Annotated in this window: 16 protein-coding genes and 2 pseudogenes; 11 read left to right on the forward strand and 7 right to left on the reverse strand. The window is 66.4% G+C overall.

Annotated features, from left to right (window positions below; genetic code table 11):
• Positions 1-17 precede the first annotated feature (17 nt).
• The 5 genes and pseudogenes from SLQ31_RS05760 (at position 18) to SLQ31_RS05780 (ending at position 3,044) form a co-directional block, all read left to right on the forward strand.
• Positions 18-410, forward strand: a complete 393-nt coding sequence (locus SLQ31_RS05760) for a phage holin family protein (protein ID WP_319430426.1) — start codon at positions 18-20, stop codon at positions 408-410.
• An 11-nt stretch (positions 411-421) separates the two neighbouring features.
• Positions 422-1,405 carry a hypothetical protein gene (locus tag SLQ31_RS05765; protein WP_319430428.1) on the forward strand — a complete coding sequence of 328 codons (984 nt, stop codon included), beginning with the start codon at positions 422-424 and terminating at the stop codon, positions 1,403-1,405.
• 24 nt (positions 1,406-1,429) lie between these two features.
• Positions 1,430-1,726, forward strand: a pseudogene (locus tag SLQ31_RS05770) (DNA-formamidopyrimidine glycosylase family protein); the annotation flags it as partial.
• 99 nt (positions 1,727-1,825) lie between these two features.
• Positions 1,826-2,284 (forward strand): zinc finger domain-containing protein, encoded by a 459-nt coding sequence (locus SLQ31_RS05775; RefSeq protein ID WP_319432862.1) that lies wholly within the window; start codon positions 1,826-1,828, stop codon positions 2,282-2,284.
• Positions 2,285-2,294: 10 nt separating this feature from the next.
• Complete coding sequence (locus SLQ31_RS05780) at positions 2,295-3,044, forward strand: SDR family oxidoreductase (protein ID WP_319430430.1); 750 nt, start codon at positions 2,295-2,297, stop codon at positions 3,042-3,044.
• On the opposite strand, the gene pgi is transcribed toward SLQ31_RS05780, so the two are convergent.
• Complete coding sequence (gene pgi / locus SLQ31_RS05785; protein ID WP_319430432.1) at positions 3,041-4,690, reverse strand: glucose-6-phosphate isomerase; 1,650 nt, start codon at positions 4,688-4,690, stop codon at positions 3,041-3,043. The two genes, SLQ31_RS05780 and pgi, sit on opposite strands and share 4 nt — an antisense overlap.
• 50 nt (positions 4,691-4,740) lie before the next feature.
• On the opposite strand from pgi, the gene SLQ31_RS05790 reads away from it, so the two are divergent.
• Positions 4,741-6,198: an NAD-dependent succinate-semialdehyde dehydrogenase gene (locus SLQ31_RS05790; protein ID WP_319430434.1), complete on the forward strand. Its 1,458-nt coding sequence runs from the start codon at positions 4,741-4,743 to the stop codon at positions 6,196-6,198.
• A gap of 8 nt (positions 6,199-6,206) precedes the next feature.
• Here SLQ31_RS05790 and SLQ31_RS05795 read toward each other — a convergent pair whose 3' ends face one another.
• Positions 6,207-7,769, reverse strand: coding sequence for a long-chain fatty acid--CoA ligase (locus tag SLQ31_RS05795; RefSeq protein WP_319432863.1), 1,563 nt, complete (start codon positions 7,767-7,769; stop codon positions 6,207-6,209).
• Positions 7,770-7,911: 142 nt separating this feature from the next.
• Here SLQ31_RS05795 and SLQ31_RS05800 point away from each other — a divergent pair, with 142 nt between their 5' ends.
• Complete coding sequence (locus SLQ31_RS05800; RefSeq protein ID WP_319430436.1) at positions 7,912-9,942, forward strand: acyltransferase family protein; 2,031 nt, start codon at positions 7,912-7,914, stop codon at positions 9,940-9,942.
• Between the two features lie 17 nt (positions 9,943-9,959).
• On the opposite strand, the pseudogene SLQ31_RS05805 reads toward SLQ31_RS05800, so the two are convergent.
• A pseudogene (locus SLQ31_RS05805) lies at positions 9,960-10,267 on the reverse strand (chorismate mutase).
• A gap of 208 nt (positions 10,268-10,475) precedes the next feature.
• On the opposite strand from SLQ31_RS05805, the gene pcrA reads away from it, so the two are divergent.
• Positions 10,476-12,824, forward strand: coding sequence for a DNA helicase PcrA (gene pcrA / locus SLQ31_RS05810; RefSeq protein WP_319430438.1), 2,349 nt, complete (start codon positions 10,476-10,478; stop codon positions 12,822-12,824).
• Here the strand turns inward: pcrA and SLQ31_RS05815 are convergent.
• Both SLQ31_RS05815 and SLQ31_RS05820 read right to left on the reverse strand, forming a co-directional pair.
• Complete coding sequence (locus SLQ31_RS05815; RefSeq protein WP_319430439.1) at positions 12,821-13,501, reverse strand: hypothetical protein; 681 nt, start codon at positions 13,499-13,501, stop codon at positions 12,821-12,823. The genes pcrA and SLQ31_RS05815 overlap by 4 nt on opposite strands.
• A gap of 4 nt (positions 13,502-13,505) precedes the next feature.
• Positions 13,506-14,564: a M23 family metallopeptidase gene (locus tag SLQ31_RS05820; RefSeq protein WP_319430441.1), complete on the reverse strand. Its 1,059-nt coding sequence runs from the start codon at positions 14,562-14,564 to the stop codon at positions 13,506-13,508.
• A 261-nt stretch (positions 14,565-14,825) separates the two neighbouring features.
• On the opposite strand from SLQ31_RS05820, the gene sucC reads away from it, so the two are divergent.
• The 3 genes from sucC (at position 14,826) to SLQ31_RS05835 (ending at position 18,575) form a co-directional block, all read left to right on the forward strand.
• A complete protein-coding gene (sucC, locus tag SLQ31_RS05825; RefSeq protein ID WP_319430443.1) occupies positions 14,826-15,989 on the forward strand; it encodes an ADP-forming succinate--CoA ligase subunit beta in 1,164 nt (387 codons plus the stop codon).
• 12 nt (positions 15,990-16,001) lie between these two features.
• Positions 16,002-16,904, forward strand: coding sequence for a succinate--CoA ligase subunit alpha (sucD, locus tag SLQ31_RS05830; protein ID WP_319430445.1), 903 nt, complete (start codon positions 16,002-16,004; stop codon positions 16,902-16,904).
• 132 nt (positions 16,905-17,036) lie between these two features.
• Positions 17,037-18,575 (forward strand): acetyl-CoA acetyltransferase, encoded by a 1,539-nt coding sequence (locus SLQ31_RS05835; protein WP_319430447.1) that lies wholly within the window; start codon positions 17,037-17,039, stop codon positions 18,573-18,575.
• Here the strand turns inward: SLQ31_RS05835 and SLQ31_RS05840 are convergent.
• Together SLQ31_RS05840 and SLQ31_RS05845 are read right to left on the reverse strand one after the other, a co-directional pair.
• A complete protein-coding gene (locus tag SLQ31_RS05840; protein ID WP_319430449.1) occupies positions 18,553-19,320 on the reverse strand; it encodes a class I SAM-dependent methyltransferase in 768 nt (255 codons plus the stop codon). The genes SLQ31_RS05835 and SLQ31_RS05840 overlap by 23 nt on opposite strands.
• A gap of 23 nt (positions 19,321-19,343) precedes the next feature.
• Complete coding sequence (locus tag SLQ31_RS05845; RefSeq protein WP_319430451.1) at positions 19,344-20,195, reverse strand: LLM class F420-dependent oxidoreductase; 852 nt, start codon at positions 20,193-20,195, stop codon at positions 19,344-19,346.
• Positions 20,196-20,329 lie beyond the last annotated feature (134 nt).

The raw sequence follows: 20,329 nt of genomic DNA on the forward strand, positions 1-20,329 counted from the left end.
TCTGAGAAGATCACCGCATGGGACAGTTTCTCCTTCGCGCCGCAGTCACCGGACTGGCGCTATGGGTCGTCGCACTGGTCGTGCCCGGCATCAGTTTCGTCGGCGGCGACACCGGCCTCCAGCGGATCGGCATCGTCCTGGTGGTCGCGGTGATCTTCGGCCTGGTGAACGCGATCATCAAACCGCTCGTGCAGTTCTTGTCGATACCGCTGTACATCCTGACGCTCGGGCTGGTTCACGTCGTCATCAACGCGCTGATGTTGTGGATCACCGCGGGGATCACCGAACACACCACCCATTGGGGATTGCAGATCAACCAGTTCTGGTGGACCGCGGTCTGGGCCGCGATCGTGTTGTCGATTGTCAGCTGGCTGTTCTCGTTGCCGTTCAAAGACGCAGAACGGCACTAGGGCTCCTGACAATGCCCGCCCCCGAGGTCGACAGCGAACCAACCGCCAAGGCCAACGCAACGTCTCGGGCGATGCTGTGGGTCGTCTTCGTGCTGTTGTTCGTGTTCTCCTACAGCGAGGAGATCATCGGTCTGCTCTTCGATCTCGCAGGCTTCGGAAAGCACAACGACTGGCGGACCCATGTCGGCTGGCGGCTGGGACTTCTCGCGGTCGAAATCGTGGCGTTGGCCGTTGTCGGTCTGAAGAAACGCAGCATCGAACGGGTGGACGGCGATGGGCCGCGCCTGTGGCGACTGTGGTGGTCCGGGGCCGCGGTCCTGATCGTGGTGGACGCCGTGCTCTCCGAATTACCGTTCCGGCCGTCCGTCTGGCTCCTGGTCGTGGCAGCGGTCGTCATCGCCGCCGCCATGGGTGTGCTCATGACCACCTCCCTCAACGCGGATCCGCGCACGTTGATGAGCGCCGCGCGCCGGGCGGCGCAACCGACCGACTGGCAGCGCACCCGGGCGGTGGTTCCGCTGATGGTGGGCACGTTCGCGACCTACATCGCGGCGATCGCCTACACCAGGCTCATCGACACCGATACCGTGCGCACCCTGCCCGCCGACATCGCTGAACAGGCCGCGGCCCTGCCACTGGCAGAACGCCTCTCGGTGCTGCAGCAAGTCTGCGAGAACGCGATCAGTCCGGTGTATTTCCAGCATGTCGTCGAGGTCATTCCACTGCTGCTGCTCACGCTGGGGCTCGAATTCAACTACTTCCGAAGGAATCTGCGGGATCCCGCGCATCGGGTGACCACCGCGGCGACCGTGGCCTTGATGTCGGCGGCCTTGGTGTTCGCGATGTCCACGCTGCCGTACGACGGCGTCGGCTGCTACGACGTTCTCACCGACTGGCATGAGTACTTGGCCTTCGTCATCAGTGTGCAGGGCATTTTCGTCGGATTGGCAACCCTGGTGTGGCTGCTGGTGGCCAGCACACCCGACGACGGGTGAGCTGGAGACCGCTAGCCTGGATCCATGCCTGAACTGCCCGAAGTCGAGGCCCTGGCTGATCATCTGCGCCGGCACGCGGTCGGCAAGACGATAGTGCGCGTCGACGTCGCGGCTCTGTCGGTGCTGAAGACCTTCGACCCACCGCCGACAGCGCTGCACGGGCGAACGGTGACGGGCGCGGCGCGCTGGGCCAAGTACCTCGGTCTGCAGGTTGGGGATCTGTGGCTGATCACTCACCTCTCGCGGGCTGGGTGGCTGAAGTGGAGCGACAAGCTCGCCGCGACGCCGCTCAAACCGGGCAAGGGCCCGATCGCGCTGCGGGTGCACCTCGATGACAGCGTGGGATTCGACCTCACCGAGGCGGGCACCCAGAAGCGGCTGGCCGTCTGGATCGTCGACGACCCCGCCAAGGTCCCCGGCATTGCGGGGCTGGGTCCCGACGCGCTGGAGATCAGCCCCGAACAGCTCGCCGAGATCCTCAAACCCCATGGCGGCCGGATCAAGACGGTGATCACCGACCAGAAGGTCATCGCCGGGATCGGCAACGCCTACAGCGACGAGATCCTGCATGTCGCGAAGCTTTCGCCGTTCGCGACGGCCAACAAGCTCACCGCCGCGCAACTCGGCGCGCTGCACGACGCGATGATCTCGGTGCTGACCGACGCGGTGCAACGCTCGGTCGGCCAGCAGGCGGCAACCCTGAAGGGGGAGAAGCGATCTGGGCTCCGTGTGCACGCCCGCACCGGACTGCCGTGCCCGGTGTGCGGTGACACCGTTCGCGAGGTCTCCTTCGTCGACAAGTCGTTCCAGTACTGTCCGACCTGCCAAACCGGGGGCAAGGTCCTGGCCGACCGACGGATGTCGAAGCTGCTGAAGTAGCGTCCCACCCGTGACCCGCCAGAAGATCCTCATCACCGGTGCCAGCTCCGGTCTCGGGGCCGGCATGGCCCGCGCCTTCGCCGCCAAGGGCCGCGATCTGGCCCTGTGCGCGCGACGCGTCGACCGCCTCGAGGAACTGAAGGCCGAACTGAGCCAGCGCCACCCGAGCATCGCCGTCGCCGTCGCCGCCCTTGACGTCAACGACCACGACCGGGTGCCAGAAGTGTTCACCGAACTCTCCGACCAGCTCGGCGGCATCGACCGGATCATCGTCAACGCCGGCATCGGCAAGGGCGCCCCGCTCGGGTCGGGCAAGCTGTGGGCCAACAAGGCCACCATCGAGACCAACCTCGTCGCGGCGCTGGTGCAGACCGAAACGGCGCTGGCGATGTTCAAGACGGCCGGCTCGGGACACCTGGTGCTGATCTCGAGTGTGCTTGGCAACAAGGGTGTTCCCGGCGTCAAGGCCGCCTACGCCGCGAGCAAGGCCGGGGTCACCTCGCTGGGCGAGTCGCTGCGCGCCGAATATGCCTCCGGCCCAATCAAAGTCACGGTCATCGAGCCCGGCTACATCGAGTCGGAGATGACCGGCAAGTCGAACACCACCATGCTGATGGTGGACAACGACACCGGCGTGCGCCACATGGTCAACGCCATCGAACGCGAGAGCGGCCGCGCGATTGTGCCCGGCTGGCCATGGATTCCGCTGGTGGCCCTGCTGCGGATCCTGCCGCCGCGGTTCACCAAGCCGTTCGCCTAGCGAGTTCGGCCGCGCTCCTCGCGGTAGCGGCGCACCAGCTCGTCGGTCGAGCTGTCGGTCTGCTTGGCCGGTGAGCCGTCGCTGGTGATCACTCCGAGCAGTGCCTTGGCCTGAGTCTTACCCAGCTCGACACCCCACTGGTCGAACGAGTCGATGCCCCAGATCACGCCCTCGGTGAAGACCTGATGCTCATACAGCGCGATCAGCTGGCCCACCACCGACGGGGTCAGCCGATTCGCCAGGATCGAGGTACTCGGCCGGTTACCCGGCATCACCTTGTGCGGCACCACGTTCGCCGGTGTGCCCTCCGCGGCGATCTCGGCCGCGGTCTTACCGAAGGCCAGCACCTGGGTCTGGGCGAAGAAATTGCTCATCAGCAAGTCGTGCATGCTGCCCGACCCGTCGGCAGTGGGTAGGTCGTCGGTGGGCTCGCTGAAGCCGATGAAGTCGGCGGGTACCAGCCGGGTGCCCTGGTGCAGCAATTGATAGAACGCATGCTGCCCATTGGTTCCCGGTTCGCCCCAGAAGATTTCGCCGGTCTCGGTTGTTACAGCGGTCCCATCCGATTTGACCGACTTGCCGTTGGACTCCATCGTCAGCTGCTGCAGATAGGCAGCGAAACGGGACAGGTCGTTGGAGTACGGCAGCACGGCACGGGTCTCGGCGCCGAAGAAGCCGGAGTACCACAGCCCGATCAGGCCCAGTAGCGCCGGCGCATTGGATTCCAGTGGCGCAGTGGCGAAGTGTCGGTCCACGAGGTGGAATCCGGACAGGAAATCGGCGAATGCCTCGCGGCCGATCACCGCCATCACCGAAAGCCCGATCGCCGAGTCCACCGAATAGCGGCCGCCCACCCAGTCCCAGAAGCCGAACATGTTGTCGGTGTTGATGCCGAACTCGTCGACGAGTTTCTTGTTCGTCGACACGGCCACGAAGTGCTTCGACACCGCGGCATCGCCAAGGGTGTCGGTGAGCCAGCGCCGCGCAGCGGTTGCGTTGGTCAGCGTCTCCAGCGTCGAGAACGTCTTGGACGCGATGATGAAAAGCGTTGTGGCAGGCTCAAGTCCGTCCAGCTTGGCCACCAGATCGGCCGGGTCGACGTTGGAGACGAACCGTGCCGAGATGCCGGCGTCGGCGTAGTGGCGCAGCGCCTGGTACACCATGACCGGGCCGAGATCCGAGCCGCCGATGCCGATGTTGACGACGGTCTTGATCCGCTCGCCGGTGGCGCCGAGCCAGTCACCGTTGCGCAGCCGGTCGGTGAAGTCGCCCATCGCGTCGAGCACCTCGTGCACGTCGGCGACCACATTCTGACCGTCAACGACCAGCTCGGCGTCCCGTGGCAGCCGCAGCGCGGTGTGCAGCACCGCGCGGTCCTCAGAGGTGTTGATGTGCTCGCCGGCGAGCATCGCGTCGCGACGTTGTTCGAGGTGCGCGGCACGGGCGAGGTCGACCAACAGCGACAGCGTTTCCCGCGTGACGCGGTGCTTGCTGTAGTCGATGTAGAGGTCACCGACGGTGAGGGTGAGCTCGCTGCCACGGTCGGGGTCTTCGGCGAAAAGCTCTCGGAGGTGCTTCCCGGCGATCTGGTCGTGTTCGCGACGCAGCGCGTTCCATTCGGGGGTAGCGGAAATGTCGCCTGTCATTCGTTCGACCCTAGCGTGACGAGGTGTCCAAAGGTGTACATGATGGAGGTATGAGCACCCAAGACATTGAACGGCTGCTGTCGTCGGTTCCCACCGGACTGTGGATCGGCGGCGAAGAGCGGCCCGGCTCCTCGACCTTCGAGGTCAATGACCCGTCGAACGACACCGTCCTCACCACTGTGGCCGACGCGACCGCCGCCGACGCCGTTGCCGCCCTTGATGCCGCCTGCGCCGTGCAGGCCGAGTGGGCGGCCACCCCCGCCCGCGATCGCGGCGAGATCCTGCGCTCGGTCTTCGAGACAATCATCGCCCGCGCAGACGATCTCGCGACGCTCATGACGTTGGAGATGGGCAAGGTCGTCGCCGAGAGCATGGGCGAGGTCAAGTACGGCGCCGAATTCTTCCGCTGGTTCGCCGAGGAGGCGGTGCGGATCGGCGGGCGGTACGCGACGTCGCCGGCAGGCACCGGGCGCATCATCGTCACCAAGCAGCCCGTCGGACCCTGCTACGCCATCACCCCGTGGAACTTCCCGCTGGCCATGGGGACTCGCAAGATCGGGCCCGCCTTCGCGGCCGGCTGCACCATGATCGTCAAGCCGGCGCAGGAGACCCCGCTGACCATGCTGCTGCTGGCCAAGCTGATGGGCGAGGCCGGTCTGCCCAAGGGCGTGCTGTCGGTACTGCCCACCAGCAAGCCCGGCGATGTCACCAAGGCCCTGATCGACGACGGCCGGCTGCGCAAGCTGACGTTCACCGGCTCCACCGGCGTCGGCAAGGCGCTGGTGGCCCAGTCGGCCGACAAGCTGCTGCGCACCTCAATGGAACTCGGCGGCAACGCGCCGTTCGTGGTCTTCGACGACGCCGACGTCGACGCCGCGGTCGATGGCGCGATGCTCGCCAAGATGCGCAACGGCGGTGAGGCCTGCACGGCCGCCAACCGCATCCACGTCGCCAACGCCGTCATCGAGGAATTCACCGACAAGTTCGTCAAGCGGATGGGCGAGGTCAACCTGGGCAACGGGCTCGACCCGTCGGCCAAGCTCGGCCCGCTGGTCAACACCAAGCAGCTCGCCAAGGTTCAGGAGCTGGTCGACGACGCGGTGGACAAGGGGGCGAAGGTCGCGCTCGGCGGTCAGGCGCCCGGCGGCCCCGGCAACTTCTACCCGGCCACCGTGCTGACCGACATCCCGCCGAACGCCCGCATCCTCACCGAAGAGGTCTTCGGTCCCGTCGCGCCGATCATCGGCTTCGACACCGAGGACGACGGCGTCGCCGCGGCCAACGCCACCGAATTCGGTCTGGCGGCCTACATCTACACCGAGTCGCTGGACCGGGCACTGCGGGTGGCCGAGGCCATCGAGTCCGGCATGGTCGGGGTCAACCGGGGCGTCATCTCCGATCCGGCCGCGCCGTTCGGCGGGGTCAAGGAATCCGGGTTCGGCCGTGAGGGTGGCTTCGAAGGCATCGAGGAATACCTCGATACCAAGTACATCGCGCTGACGAAATAGGTCGCCGCTCAGCCGACCGAGCGGTCCGAGCCCGTCCAGTACTTCGCCCGCAACTCGCGTTTGAGCACCTTGCCTGCCGCCGACAGCGGCAGCTCATCGACGACCTCGAAGCTGCGGGGGATCTTGTAGCCGCCGATGAGCGACTTGCAGAACTCCCGCAGCTCGTCTGCCACATCAAGACCGTCGGCCGCCTGCTGCGCACTCGCCAGCACCACCACGGCGTGCACCCGCTCGCCCCACCGTTCGTCCGGTACCCCGATGACCGCACACGTGGCCACCGCGGGGTGGCGGGCCAGCGCGTTCTCCACCTCGACGGAGTACACGTTCTCCCCGCCGGACACGATCATGTCCTTGATCCGGTCGACGACGAAGACGTAGCCGTTCTCATCCAGGTGGCCGGCGTCGCCGGTGTGCATCCAGCCGTCCCGCAGCGCGGCCGCGGTCTCCTCGGGTTTGCCCCAGTAGCCGGCCATCACATGCCCGCCGCGCACCACGATCTCGCCGACTTCGCCCCGGGGCAGTTCGGCGTCGTCGTCGCCGACGATGCGGACCTCCGAGTGCGGTGCGGCCCGCCCACCGGACGTGCGCAGCACCGGATTGTGGTGGTCCTGCGGCGACAGCAGGGTGGCGACGGGTGACAGCTCAGTCATGCCGTAGGCCTGCACGAACGACGCGGTGGGCAACCGCTCCGCCGCCCGTTCCAGCAGGGCTGCCGAGATCGGCGAGCCGCCGTACACGACCGCCGCCGTGCTGCTGGTGTCGTAGTCGGGAAGCGACGGATGGTCGACGACCATCTGCACCATGGTCGGCACCAGCAGCAGATCGGTGACTCGGTGCTGTTGCACCGCCTCGAGCACCCAGTCTGGCCGGAACGCGGGGATGAACACGTGGATGCCCCCGCGGATCACCTGCGCCAGCCAGAGCCCCAGGTCGGCCAGGTGGAACATCGGCGCGGCGTGCAGCAGCGGGCCTCCCGAGTTCAGGAAGTATCCCGTTGCCATGCTGCCCAGCGCCGACGTCATCAGGCTGTCGTGGGTCAGCATGACGCCCTTGGGATGTCCGCTGGTGCCGCCGGTGTAGAAAACGCCGGCCAGGTCGGAGCCATTGCGGTGCGCATCGGGAACTGGGGTGCTGTCCGCTACCAGCTGCTCGTAAGCCAGAGTGCCCTGCGGCGTCGCGCCGTCGCCGCAATGGATGACGGTAGCCAAATCGCCGAATTGCGAGCGTAATTCGGGCAGCAGTGGGGCGAAGGTGTCGTCGATCAGCAACATTCGGGTGTCGGAATCGCGCAGGCTGTAGGCGATCTCGGCGGCGCTCCACCGGATATTGATCGGATTGACCACGGCCCCGGCCCACGGGGTCGCGAGCAGGTACTCCGAGTAGCGATCGGAGTTCAGCGACAGCATCGCGATGCGGTCACCCTCGCGGGCGCCAAGGGACTGGAATGCGCCGGCCAGCCGGGCCACCCGGTCGGCGACCTCGGCGCAGGTACGGACGCGTTGACCGCAGATCGTCATCGTGGCATGCGGGGTCGCACGCGAGGCCCTGTGCAGGCCCTGCGTCAGATACATGCCAGGGGTCACCGTCACTCTGATCGCAGTGTAGGGCGTCGACTGCGTTGGCCGGTCGGATATTTGACGCCGAGGACCGCGCGCCTGCGCCGATCGGCCGTCGTTGGGCTCTAGATTTCACTGGACGAGAAATCAGGAGGATATGGGTGTGACGGCGCGCTCATTCGCGCAAAGCCCATGGGTTGATCCCGCCTCGCAGCCGAGCCCGCGACGCGGGCCGAAGCCTCGTGGCGCAGGCGTTCCCGCGTTGAACGGCATCCGCGGGGTCGCCGTCGCTCTCGTACTGGTCGGCCACAGTGGAATTCCCGGTGTCACAGGCGGATTCATCGGCGTCGACGTCTTCTTCGTGCTCAGCGGATTTCTGATCACGTCCTTGCTGCTCGACGAGATCGGCCGGACCGGGAAGCTCGACCTCGGCTCGTTCTGGGTCCGTCGCGCCCGCCGGCTGCTGCCGGCCCTGCTGATCATGGTGCTGGCGGTGATCGCCGCGCGGATGGTGTTCCCGCCCGACGCCGTCAGTGACCTGCGCAATGACGCGACCGCCGCATTCCTGTGGGTGGCGAACTGGGCTTTCGTATCGCATGAGACCGACTACTTCAGCCAGGGCGCGCCGCCGTCGCCGCTGCAACACACCTGGTCACTGGGCGTCGAGGAGCAGTACTACCTGATCTGGCCGGTGCTGATCGCCGCGGTGGCGGTGTTGCTGGCCATGATCGCCCGGCGGCGCCAGAAGACGCCGACCATCGGCGCGGTTCGGCGCGCGGTGCTGGTCCTGGCCGTATTGGGCACGGTCGGATCGGCGGCCGAGGCGATTCTGATGGCCTCGGACGACTCGCTGAACCGGGTGTACTTCGGCACCGACACCCGCGCCCAGGCGCTGCTCATCGGCGCCGCGGCGGCCGCGCTGCTGGTCCGCGACTGGCCGGCGATCATGGCGGGCGTGCCGCTGATCCACTCGCGCTGGGTCCGCTGGCTGGCCTGGGGTGTCCCCGCGGCTGGCGTGGCAGTGCTGGCCGCGATCACCCACGTCGCGACCGGTAGCGCCACCGAGTTCCACAACGGTCTGTTCATCGTCGTCGCCGTCGCCGCGGTCGCGGTGATCGCGCCGGTGGCACTCGAGCAGAACGGGCCGGTGGCGTGGGTGCTGTCCACCCCACCGCTGGTGGCGCTTGGCGTCATCTCCTACGGCGTCTACCTCTGGCACTGGCCCGTTTTCCTGGTACTCAACGGCGAGCGCACCGACTGGTCGGGTCTGCCGCTGTTCGCCGCGCGCTGCGCGGTGACGCTGATCCTGGCGGTGGGTTCGTGGTGGCTGATCGAGCGCCCGGTGCGACGCTGGCGTCCGACGCATGTCCCGCAACTGCGGCTGGCCGCCGCGACGATGGCCACGGCCGTCGCCGTCGCGGTCGTCGTCGTACCGGTGGGAACCCGCATCGATCCGTCGAGCCCCGACATCACCCAGGCCGCGCTGATCTCACCGGTCGAAACGGTGCGGCTGGCCGCGCCGTCGCACACGGGCCCCCGCGAGCACACCGTCTCGGTGTTCGGTGACTCGATCGGCTGGACGATGATGCGTTATCTTCCGCCCACTCCGGGGATCAGCTTCCTGGACCGCACCACGATCGGGTGCGGCCTGGTACGCGGCGGCCCGTACAAGTACTCGGGGCAGAGCCTGGAGCAGAAGCCAGAGTGCGACGCCTGGCCGGAGCGCTGGGCGCAGCGGATCGCCTATGACCGGCCCGATGTGGTGCTGATGGTCGTCGGGCGCTGGGAGACGGTCGACCGCAAGTGGAACGGCAATTGGGCGCACATCGGCCAGCCCGATTACGACAGATATCTGGCGAGCGAGCTGCACCACGCGCTGGACATCCTGAGCTCCACCGGGGCGCTGGTGGTGGTGACCACCGAGCCGTACAACCGGCACGGCGAACAGACGAACGGCAGCTTGTATCCCGAGGATCAGCCGAGCCGCGTCGACCAGTGGAACACGTTGCTGCGCAAGGTAGTCGGCGACCACAAGAACGTCACGGTGCTCGACCTGAACAAGAAACTCGCGCCGAATGGTGGCTATACCAACAAGATCAACGGCGTGCAGGTCCGCATCGACGGGGTGCACCCCACCCCGAACGCGGTGAAGTGGATGACCCCGTGGCTACTGGACGCAGTGCGGTAGCTGCTGAACGCAGTGCGCTAGGAGTGCCCGAGCCGACCGCGGCCCATGCGCAGTAACAGCATCGCCAGATCCTTGCCGTCCTGGCCGAGCTCGCTGTAGCGCGCGATCACCTTCATCTCGCGGCTGTGCACCAGTCGGGTGCCGCCGGAGGCCATCCTCGCCCGGCCGATCGCCTGGGACACCTCGGTGCGGCGTTTGACCGCAGCCAGGATCGTCGCATCGAGCTGATCGATCTCGCCGCGCAGGCTGTCGATGTCGTGTTCGGCGTCAGGAACCATTTCCAGAGTCATCGCTTCGTTCTCCTCATGTGTGGATCTGGTCTCAATCGATCCCGGGCCTCACACAAGAGACAAGCCCCGGGTCCGATGCGGACCGCGGGGCTCTCGGGTTGAGCAGCTAGATACCCACGGGCCCGGCGGACCGGTACCCGTAGAAAAATCGACGCTGCCATGAAAGCACGTTCTCAAGTGTGCCACTCCGAAGGGCGGCTTCGCAAAAAAACTGTCGCCATACAGCGGTAAGTTGGGTCAGACATGAGTGTGCACGTGACTGACTACAAGCCTCCGGCCGACGCGGCCGAACTCCTCGAGGGCCTCAACCCCCAGCAGCGCCAGGCCGTGCTGCACGAAGGCCCTCCGCTACTGATCGTGGCCGGCGCCGGGTCGGGTAAGACCGCGGTGCTGACCCGGCGGATCGCCTACCTGCTGGCGGCGCGCGACGTCGGGCCGGGCCAGGTGCTGGCCATCACCTTCACCAACAAGGCCGCCGCCGAGATGCGCGAGCGGGTGGTTGCCCTCGTTGGTCCCCGCGCCCGCAACATGTGGGTGTCGACGTTCCACTCCACCTGCGTGCGGATCCTGCGCAATCAAGCGTCGCTGGTGCCCGGGCTGAACTCGAACTTCTCGATCTATGACGCCGACGACTCTCGTCGGCTGCTGCTGATGATCGGCAAGGACATGGGGCTCGACACCAAGCGGTACACACCGCGGCTGCTGGCCAACTCCATCTCCAACCTCAAGAACGAGCTCATCGTCCCAGAGGATGCGGTGGCCGCGCTGTGCGTTTCGCCTCCCGGGGGGGAACCGGAATCCGACGATCTGGCCCGCACGGTCGCCAGCGTCTACGGCGAATACCAGCGGCGGCTGCGCACCGCCAACGCACTGGACTTCGACGACCTCATCGGCGAGACCGTGGCGGTCTTGCAGCACTACCCGCAGATCGCCCAGTACTACCGCAGGCGATTCCGGCACATCCTCGTCGACGAATATCAGGACACCAACCACGCCCAGTACTCGCTGGTGCGCGAGCTCGTCGGCGTCACGGCTCCCGACACCGACACCGTGCCGCCGAGCGAGCTGTGCGTCGTCGGTGACGCCGACCAGTCGATCTACGCGTTCCGCGGCGCGACAATCCGCAATATCGAGGATTTCGAACGCGACTTCCCCAACGCCACCACGATCCTGCTCGAGCAGAACTACCGGTCGACCCAGAACATCCTGAACGCCGCCAACGCCGTCATCTCGCGCAATGCCAACCGGCGCGAGAAGCGCCTGTGGACCGACGAGGGAGACGGCGAGCTGATCGTCGGCTACGTCGCCGACAACGAGCACGATGAGGCCAGATTCGTCGCGGGGGAGATCGACGCGCTCGCCGACCGCGGCGACATCACCTATAACGATGTCGCGGTGTTCTACCGCACCAACAACTCGTCGCGCGCGCTGGAAGAGGTGTTCATCCGCGCCGGCATCCCGTACAAGGTGGTCGGCGGCGTTCGGTTCTACGAGCGCAAGGAGATTCGCGACATCGTCGCGTATCTGCGGGTGCTGGACAACCCCGGGGACGCCGTCAGCCTGCGCCGCATTCTCAACACACCGCGCCGGGGCATCGGCGACCGGGCCGAGGCCTGCGTGGCGGTATACGCCGAAAACACCGGCGGCACCTTCGCCGACGCGCTGACGGCTGCGGCCGCGGGCAAGGTGGCGATGCTGAACACCCGCTCGGAGAAGGCGATCGCGAGTTTCGTCAACCTGCTCGACGATTTGCGCGGCAAGCTCGACGACGAGCTCGGCGACCTGGTCGAGGCCGTGCTGGACCGCACGGGTTATCGCAACGACCTGGAGGCCTCCAGCGACCCGCAAGACCTGGCCCGGCTGGACAACCTGAACGAATTGGTCAGTGTTGCACACGAATTCAGCATCGACCGAGCCAATGCGGCCGCGCTTGAGGATGGCACGGACGACGACGAGGACGTGCCGCAGACCGGCATCCTCGCGGAGTTCCTGGAGCGGGTGTCACTGGTCGCCGACTCCGACGAACTGCCCGAGCACGGCGCCGGTGTGGTCACGCTGATGACGCTGCACACCGCCAAGGGCCTGGAATTCCCGGTGGTTTTTGTCACCGGATGGGAGGACGGCATGTTCCCGCACATGCGCGCCCTGGGTGACCCCACCGAGTTGTCCGAGGAACGCCGGCTGGCCTACGTCGGCATAACCCGTGCACGCCAACGGCTTTACCTCACCCGCGCGAAGATCCGCTCGTCGTGGGGGCAGCCGATGCTCAATCCGGAATCCCGCTTCCTACGCGAGATCCCGGAGCATCTCCTCGACTGGCGCCGCACCGACACCGCACCGTCGTTGAGTGCGCCGGTGAGCGGGGCGGGCCGGTTCGGCACTCCGCGGCCGTCTCCGATGCGGCAGTCGGGCGGCAGCAAGCGCCCGATGCTGACCCTCGAACCCGGCGACCGGGTCAACCACGACAAGTACGGTCTCGGTCGCGTCGAGGAAGTGTCCGGGATGGGGGAGTCGGCGATGTCACTGATCGACTTCGGCAGCGCCGGGCGGGTCAAGCTGATGCACAACCACGCGCCGTTGCAGAAGCTCTAACTGCGTAGCCGGCACCATCGGCGCGTCGATGGGTGCAGCGCCAGGATCAGGCTCGCGACCGGCAGCACCGGAATCAGGTAGACCAGCAAGGGGATTCGGGCTCCGGCGACAAACACACTGCCGAACGTCAGTAGCGCGATCACCGAACTGAAGGCGATCAGGTAGCGGCCGGCCGAGCGGCGCAACAGCAGCGCGATCACCCCGGCAATGGAGCTGACCGCGAACAGCAGGGTGAGGAATCCGACCGCCAGGCAGAACAGCCGATCGGTGTGCCACCATCCGGTGATCAGGTCGGTGGCCACCACGGCCGTCGTCCATCCGCTGACGATGCTGACGGCGCTGGCCGCGATCGCGGTTCGCCCGGTCGAGACATCCACCACCGCACCCGGCCTGGCCGGCACCGCGACCGGGGTGGCTCGGCGGATCAGTCCGGTCGGAGCATCCTCGATGGGCGGCCGCGGAATGTTCGTGGTGCGCGAATCGGGTTCGGGCCCAGCAGGAATGGGCCCAGCAGGAATGGGCCCAGCAGGAATGGGCCCAGCAGGAATGGGCGCCGCCGGAATGGGCCCGGTCGGCGCCCGGCGGATGATGCCTGTGCGGGGCTCTTCGGATTGGGGAATCGGTCCGGACGGCTGGCGCCGGATGATCCGGGTGTGCGGCTCGTCCGGCTCTGACACCGTGTCAGCCGACGTAGGGGCCGACGGACAGCCCCCGCTGCGCGAGCCACGGTGCCGGATCGATCCGGTTGGTGCCGCCCAGCAGAACTTCGAAGTGCAGATGCGGGCCGGTCGAATTGCCGCGGTTGCCGACGGTGGCGATCTGGTCGCCGGCGAAGACCCGCTGGCCGATCTGGACCGTCCAGGTGTTGACGTGGCCGTACAGCGTCACCGTGCCGTCGGAATGGCGGATCTTGACCCACGCGCCGTAGCCGGCCGTCGGTCCGGCGTCGACGACGACACCGTCGGACGCGGCGACGATGGGGGTCCCGATCGGAGCCGCCAGGTCGACGCCGCCGTGCAGGGCGCCCCAGCGGTAACCGAAGCCGGAGGTGTAGATGCCCTTGGTGGGCATGACGAACAGCGGCCGCTGCAGCCGTGCTTCACGCTCGGCGCGCTCCTGGGCGAATGCCTGACCGTTGGCCAGTTCCTCGCCGTGCACGGAGGCGTCGGCGACTGGCTTGACGGAGATCAGCTGCATGCCGCGGGGCGTGGTCACGCTGCCGTCCATCGGCGTATTGCTGGCGGCAAGCACGGTCTGGGTGGTGGTCTCAGTGGCCGGCTTGACCGCGGTGTAGGCGGCGGCTGCGGCGGCGCCGGCGGCCATCGCAGCGATCATCACGCGGCCCTTGGCGGCACTTGTCGGCTGCCGACGGTGCTGCGGTGTGCGCGGCAGGATGTCGGTGTTCTCGCTGTTGCTGAAGCGCGGTACCTCGGCGTGCCGATCGCCGCGGGCCGCGAACTCGGCGGGCACGGCCAGCCGCAGCGGCTGCGGGTCGTCCGCGTCGTGCAGGTCGTCGAGTTCGGGGCAGCGCGCCACCTGAAGAGAGTCGAAGGCAGAGTTTTCGCGGAAGTCGATGTCGCAGAGATCGCCGAACTCGTTGAACGGAATGATGTCCGTGACGTCCAGCCGCTCGGGATCCAGGACTCGGCTCGATGGTGCATGCCGATCAAAAGCCCTGGTCAGTGCGTGCGAGGCCGAAGAGTCACCGAGAGAAGTCGGGGTCGGCCGATGCTGCGTCAAAACTCAAAGTCCCTTTAGTCGTGACCAAAGCGTTATCTGGACCCGGACGACGTTAACGAAGATCTAACGGAGGTGGCAACCCATGGGCTTATTCCACGGGCGATTGTGAGTTGAATCACTTCGGCCTCGCGGTGAGATGGACCACATGAGTGGTGGGCGAGGACGGCGTCCCGTGGCCGTCTAGATACAGTTCCCCCCGGAGCGACTTCCCTAATCAAACGTCATCTGAAAAACAGTCAGCGCCGACCAGACAGTGAGCCAATGGATCTTTTCGAGTATCAGGCGAAGGAACTGTTCGCCAAGCACAACGTTCCCACCACCCCGGGCCGGGTCACCGACTCCGCGGAGGACGCCAAAGCCATCGCCGAGGAAATCGGTAAGCCCGTGATGGTCAAGGCACAGGTCAAGGTGGGTGGCCGCGGTAAGGCCGGTGGCGTCAAGTACGCCGCGACCCCCGAGGACGCCTACACCCACGCCAAGAACATCCTCGGCCTGGACATCAAGGGCCACATCGTGAAGAAGTTGCTGGTCGCCGAGGCCAGTGACATCGCCGAGGAGTACTACATCTCCTTCCTGCTCGACCGCTCCAACCGCACGTACCTGGCGATGTGCTCGGTCGAGGGCGGCATGGAGATCGAAGAGGTCGCCGCCACCAAGCCCGAGCGGCTGGCCAAGGTGCCCGTCGACGCGGTCAAGGGTGTGGATCTGGCCTTCGCCCGCTCGATCGCCGAGCAGGGCCACCTGCCCGCCGAGGTGCTCGACGCCGCAGCCGTGACCATCCAGAAGCTGTGGGAGGTCTTCGTTGGCGAGGACGCCACCCTGGTCGAGGTCAACCCGCTGGTGCGCACGCCCGACGATCAGATCCTGGCGCTGGACGGCAAGGTCACCCTGGACGCGAACGCCGACTTCCGCCAGCCCGGCCACGCCGAGTTCGAGGACAAGGACGCCACCGACCCGCTCGAGCTCAAGGCCAAGGAGAACGACCTCAACTACGTCAAGCTCGACGGTGAGGTCGGCATCATCGGCAACGGCGCGGGCCTGGTCATGTCGACCCTGGACGTCGTCGCCTACGCAGGCGAGAAGCACGGCGGCGTGAAGCCCGCCAACTTCCTCGACATCGGCGGCGGTGCATCGGCTGAGGTGATGGCCAACGGTCTGGACGTCATCCTGGGCGACAGCCAGGTCAAGAGCGTGTTCGTCAACGTCTTCGGCGGCATCACCGCGTGCGACGCGGTCGCCAACGGCATCGTCGGCGCGCTGAAGAAGCTCGGCGACAGCGCCAACAAGCCGCTGGTCGTCCGCCTAGACGGCAACAACGTCGAAGAGGGTCGCCGCATCCTCAACGAAGCCAACCATCCCCTGGTCATCCAGGCCGACACCATGGACTCCGGGGCCGACAAGGCCGCCGAGCTGGCGAATAAGTAAGGGACGCTTGAAATGTCGATCTTTTTGAACAAGGACAACAAGGTCATCGTCCAGGGCATCACCGGCGGCGAGGGCACCAAGCACACCGCGCTGATGCTGAAGGCGGGCACCCAGGTGGTCGGCGGCGTCAACGCGCGCAAGGCCGGCACCACCGTGTCGCACAAGGATAAAGACGGTAACGACGTCGAGCTCCCTGTCTTCGGCTCGGTGGCCGAGGCCATGAAGGAGACCGGCGCCGACGTGTCGATCGCGTTTGTGCCGCCGGCGTTCTCGAAGGACGCCATCATCGAGGCCATCGACGCCGAGATCCCGCTGCTGGTCGTCATCACCGAGGGAATCCCGGTGCAGGACAGCGCGTATGCGTGGGCCTACAACCTGGAAAAGGGCGAGAAGACCCGCATCATCGGGCCGAACTGCCCCGGCATCATCACCCCCGGTGAGTCACTGGTCGGCATCACGCCGAACAACATCACCGGCAAGGGCCCCATCGGCTTGGTGTCGAAGTCCGGCACGCTGACCTACCAGATGATGTACGAACTGCGCGATCTCGGCTTCTCCACCGCCATCGGTATCGGCGGCGACCCCGTCATCGGCACCACCCACATCGACGCCATCGAGGCGTTCGAGAAGGATCCCGAGACCAAGATCATCGTGATGATCGGCGAGATCGGCGGCGACGCAGAGGAGAAGGCCGGCGCCTACATTCAGGCAAACGTCTCCAAGCCGGTCGTCGGCTATGTCGCGGGCTTCACCGCGCCGGAGGGCAAGACCATGGGCCACGCCGGCGCCATCGTCTCTGACGGTGCCGGTACCGCTCAGGGCAAGAAGGAGGCCCTCGAGGCCGCCGGGGTCAAGGTCGGCAAGACGCCGTCGGAGACCGCCGCCCTGGCCAGGGAGATCCTCGCAAGCCTGTAGTTCTTGCATCGAGTGTGCGGTCAGATCGCGAATCCGTCGAGGTTCACGATCTGGCCGCACTTTCGTTTGTGATTGGAACACGTTCTAGTTTTCGGTTAGCCTGACGAAGTAACACTTGCCTGGAGGTCTGTAATGCCTGTCGATCCGCGCACCCCCGTCATCGTCGGCGTCGGGCAGTTCACCGAGCGCATCGACGATCCGGACTACCGCGGCATGTCAGCCGTCGAGCTGGCCACCGAGGCGGTTCGAGCCGCGCTCGCCGACACCGGGGCAGACGTCGCCACCGTCGCCAAGGCTATTGAGGTGTTCGCCGGGTTGCGGCAGTTCGAGATCTGCACACCGTTCGCCAGCGCGCCCCTGGGGTGCTCGGACAACTACATCCGCTCGGTCGCCAAGCGCGTCGGCGCCGACCCCGAGCGCGCGGTGCTCGAGCCGATCGGCGGCAACGGCCCGCAGAAGCTGGTCTCGGAGTTCGGCGGCGCGATCGCGGCCGGCGAGATCGAGGTGGCGTTGATCCTCGGGTCGGAGAACGGCTCGACGCTGAAGACGTTCGCGGGTCGGGACGATAAGCCCGACCACAGCGAGACTGTCGGCGGCCAGTTGGATGACCGCGGCTACGGCTTCGAGCAGTACATGAGCGAATACACCGCTAAGCACGGACTGACCGGTGCGCCCGTGCAGTACGGGCTGCTGGACAACGCCCGCCGCAAGCGACTGGGGCTGAGCGTCGATGAGTACCGGTTGCAGATGGCTGAACTGTTCGCACCGTTCTCGAGAGTGTCTGCCAAGAACCCGTTTTCGTCCTCACCGGTCGAGCGCTCGGTGGAGGAATTGACCACGGTCACCGCTGAGAACCGGATGATCTGCGACCCCTACCCTCGGCTGATGGTGGCCCGCGACACGGTCAACCAAGGCGCCGCTGCCCTGATCATGTCGGTAGACGCGGCCCGCAAACTCGGTGTGGCCGAAGAGAAGTGGGTCTACCTGCACGGTCACGCCGATCAGCGGGAGCAGGACCTACTGGACCGCGAAGACGTCAGTGTCAGCTATTCGTCGAAACAAGCTGTGGCGGAGGCGCTTCGGGGGACCGGGATCGGCATCGACGACGTTTCCACCTTCGACCTCTACAGCTGCTTCCCGTTCCCGGTCTTTGTGGTGTGTGACGATTTCGGGCTGGCCGCCGACGATCCGCGAGGACTTACCCTCACCGGTGGGCTGCCGTACTTCGGTGGACCGGGCAATAGCTATTCGCTGCACGGCATCGCCGAGACCGTCGCCGCGATGCGGGACAAGCCGGGCGCGTTCGGGCTGGTGGGCGCCAACGGCGGTGTGATGAGCAAGTATTCGGTGGGCGTGTATTCGACAACCCCGACCGAGTGGGTGGCCGACCGCAGCACGGAGTTGCAGCAGTACATTACTGACGCGCTGCCGAAGGTGGCCGTCACCCGCAATGCCAACGGCGCAGGCGTGATCGAGACCTACTCGGTGCGCTACGACTGGCCGGAACGCACCGGCGTGATCATTGGGCGCCTCGACGCCGATGACAGCCACTTCATGGCGATCAGCACCGACAACGACCTGCTGACGCTGATGACCGACGGCGACCCGCTGGGGGCCGCGATCACGGTCACCGCCGGCGAGGACGGCGTCAACCGCGCGGTTCTTGCCTGACCCTGCATTCCAAAGCCAGCGCGTTGTTCGTTGCGCTGACCCCGGCGTCGCCGATCACGCTGCGGAGCCGTTCGCGTAGCGCGTCCTGAATATCGGGTTCGAGGATGATGTGGTTGGAGTGGGTGAACACCAGGTTCAACCAGTCCTCGCCTCCGTACTGCAGGTCTTCACTGACCTCGATGCGTTCGACCGCGAAATCCGAAGTGCGCAGCAGCGTCTGCAGAGCGGTCTCGGCGTTGTTCGCGGAGTTCGCGGCCGGCGTGGCGGCGCCGAATTCTGCCGAGACGTTCTCGATTTCTTGGCGCAGCGGTTCGGCCGGTTTGATGCGGTTCCACGTCAGAACCAACCGGCCACCGGGGTTCAGCAGCGACGCGAGCTTGGGCAGCGCCACCGCTGGATCCACCCAGTGGAACGACTGCCCGAAGGTGATCAGGTCGAACGTGCGCCCGGCTGCCTGCCAGTCCTCGAATGTGCTGCGCTCGTAAAGAATTCCCTTGGCACTGCCCACCGCGGCCATCTGCTCATCGGGCTCGACCGCCAGCACGTCGGCGCCCGCGCCGGCCAGCTGAGCTGACAGGATTCCGGTACCTGCCCCCACATCGAGAACGCGCAAGCCGGGGCGAGTTGCCAGTCGAGAGATCAGCGCCTGCGGGTAGCGGGGTCGATAGCGGTCGTAATTGTCCGCGACCGAACCGAAGGATTCGGCGCGGCGGCGATCGGTGAAAACCCGGTTCAGCTCTGGCATACATCCAGCATGCCCGCCGTACCTTAGAGGTCCATGGCAGCGAGCTTGCCCGCCAAGCGCTCCACGTAGGCGGCCACCTCGGACTCGGACTTGTCCGGCAATCCGAAAAGCACCTCGGTGACGCCGATGTCGCGCCAGTGCGCCAATTTCTCGGGCACCGGCTTGAAGTCGAGCGCCACGATCTGCGGGGTTCCGTCGCGATCAGCTGCCGCCCAGGTGTCCTGCAGCAGCTTCACCGGCTCGTCGATGTCGAAATCGCGCGGCGTGGTGATCCACCCGTCCGCGCTGCGGGCGATCCACTTGAAGTTCTTTTCGGTACCCGCGGCGCCGACGAGCACCGGGATGTGAGCCTGGACCGGCTTCGGGTAGGCCCAACTCGGCCCGAACTTCACGAACTCGCCGTCGTATTCGGCTTCCTCTTGCGTCCACAGCGCGCGCATCGCTTCCAGATACTCGCGCAGGCAGGTGCGACGTCGCCCGGCCGGCACGCCGTGGTCGGCCAGTTCATCGGTGTTCCAGCCGAAGCCGACACCGAGGCTGACCCTGCCGCCGGACAGATGATCAAGGGTCGCAATCGATTTCGCCAGCGTGATGGGATCGTGCTCGACGGGCAGCGCCACCGCGGTGGACAGCCGCACCTTCGAGGTCACCGCGCACGCGGTGCCCAGGCTGACCCACGGATCCAGGGTGCGCATGTAGCGGTCGTCGGGCAGTGACTCGTCGCCGGTGGTGGGGTGGGCGGCCTCGCGCTTGACCGGGATGTGCGTGTGCTCGGGCACATAGAAGGTCGTGAAGCCGTGGTCGTCGGCGAGTTTGGCCGCCGCCGCCGGGGCGATGCCGCGGTCACTGGTGAACAGTACGAGCCCGTAATCCATGGGCTGAATTAGAACGGGTTGCCTACCCACGGGCAAGGTGGCGTCCCGGTGGTCGACATCTGCACTCTCGGCGAGTTACCTCTCCACTCTCGGCGAGTAAAAGGGGTGACCCTGGCGAACGCCCTAACGACCAT

This window comes from Mycobacterium sp. RTGN5 (assembly GCF_033804465.1).
In the GTDB taxonomy this organism is placed as follows: Bacteria; Actinomycetota; Actinomycetes; order Mycobacteriales; family Mycobacteriaceae; genus Mycobacterium.

Excerpts from the sequence above, each read along its gene's own strand:
- sucC (WP_319430443.1), top strand. The coding sequence starts at position 14,826 with ATGGATCTTTTCGAGTATCAGGCGAAGGAACTGTTCGCCAAGCACAAC.
- SLQ31_RS05765 (WP_319430428.1), top strand. The coding sequence starts at position 422 with ATGCCCGCCCCCGAGGTCGACAGCGAACCAACCGCCAAGGCCAACGCA.
- SLQ31_RS05840 (WP_319430449.1), bottom strand. The coding sequence starts at position 19,320 with ATGCCAGAGCTGAACCGGGTTTTCACCGATCGCCGCCGCGCCGAATCC.
- SLQ31_RS05800 (WP_319430436.1), top strand. The coding sequence starts at position 7,912 with ATGGGTGTGACGGCGCGCTCATTCGCGCAAAGCCCATGGGTTGATCCC.
- pcrA (WP_319430438.1), top strand. The coding sequence starts at position 10,476 with ATGAGTGTGCACGTGACTGACTACAAGCCTCCGGCCGACGCGGCCGAA.
- sucD (WP_319430445.1), top strand. The coding sequence starts at position 16,002 with ATGTCGATCTTTTTGAACAAGGACAACAAGGTCATCGTCCAGGGCATC.
- SLQ31_RS05795 (WP_319432863.1), bottom strand. The coding sequence starts at position 7,769 with ATGTATCTGACGCAGGGCCTGCACAGGGCCTCGCGTGCGACCCCGCAT.
- SLQ31_RS05845 (WP_319430451.1), bottom strand. The coding sequence starts at position 20,195 with ATGGATTACGGGCTCGTACTGTTCACCAGTGACCGCGGCATCGCCCCG.
- SLQ31_RS05760 (WP_319430426.1), top strand. The coding sequence starts at position 18 with ATGGGACAGTTTCTCCTTCGCGCCGCAGTCACCGGACTGGCGCTATGG.
- SLQ31_RS05835 (WP_319430447.1), top strand. The coding sequence starts at position 17,037 with ATGCCTGTCGATCCGCGCACCCCCGTCATCGTCGGCGTCGGGCAGTTC.
- SLQ31_RS05790 (WP_319430434.1), top strand. The coding sequence starts at position 4,741 with ATGAGCACCCAAGACATTGAACGGCTGCTGTCGTCGGTTCCCACCGGA.
- pgi (WP_319430432.1), bottom strand. The coding sequence starts at position 4,690 with ATGACAGGCGACATTTCCGCTACCCCCGAATGGAACGCGCTGCGTCGC.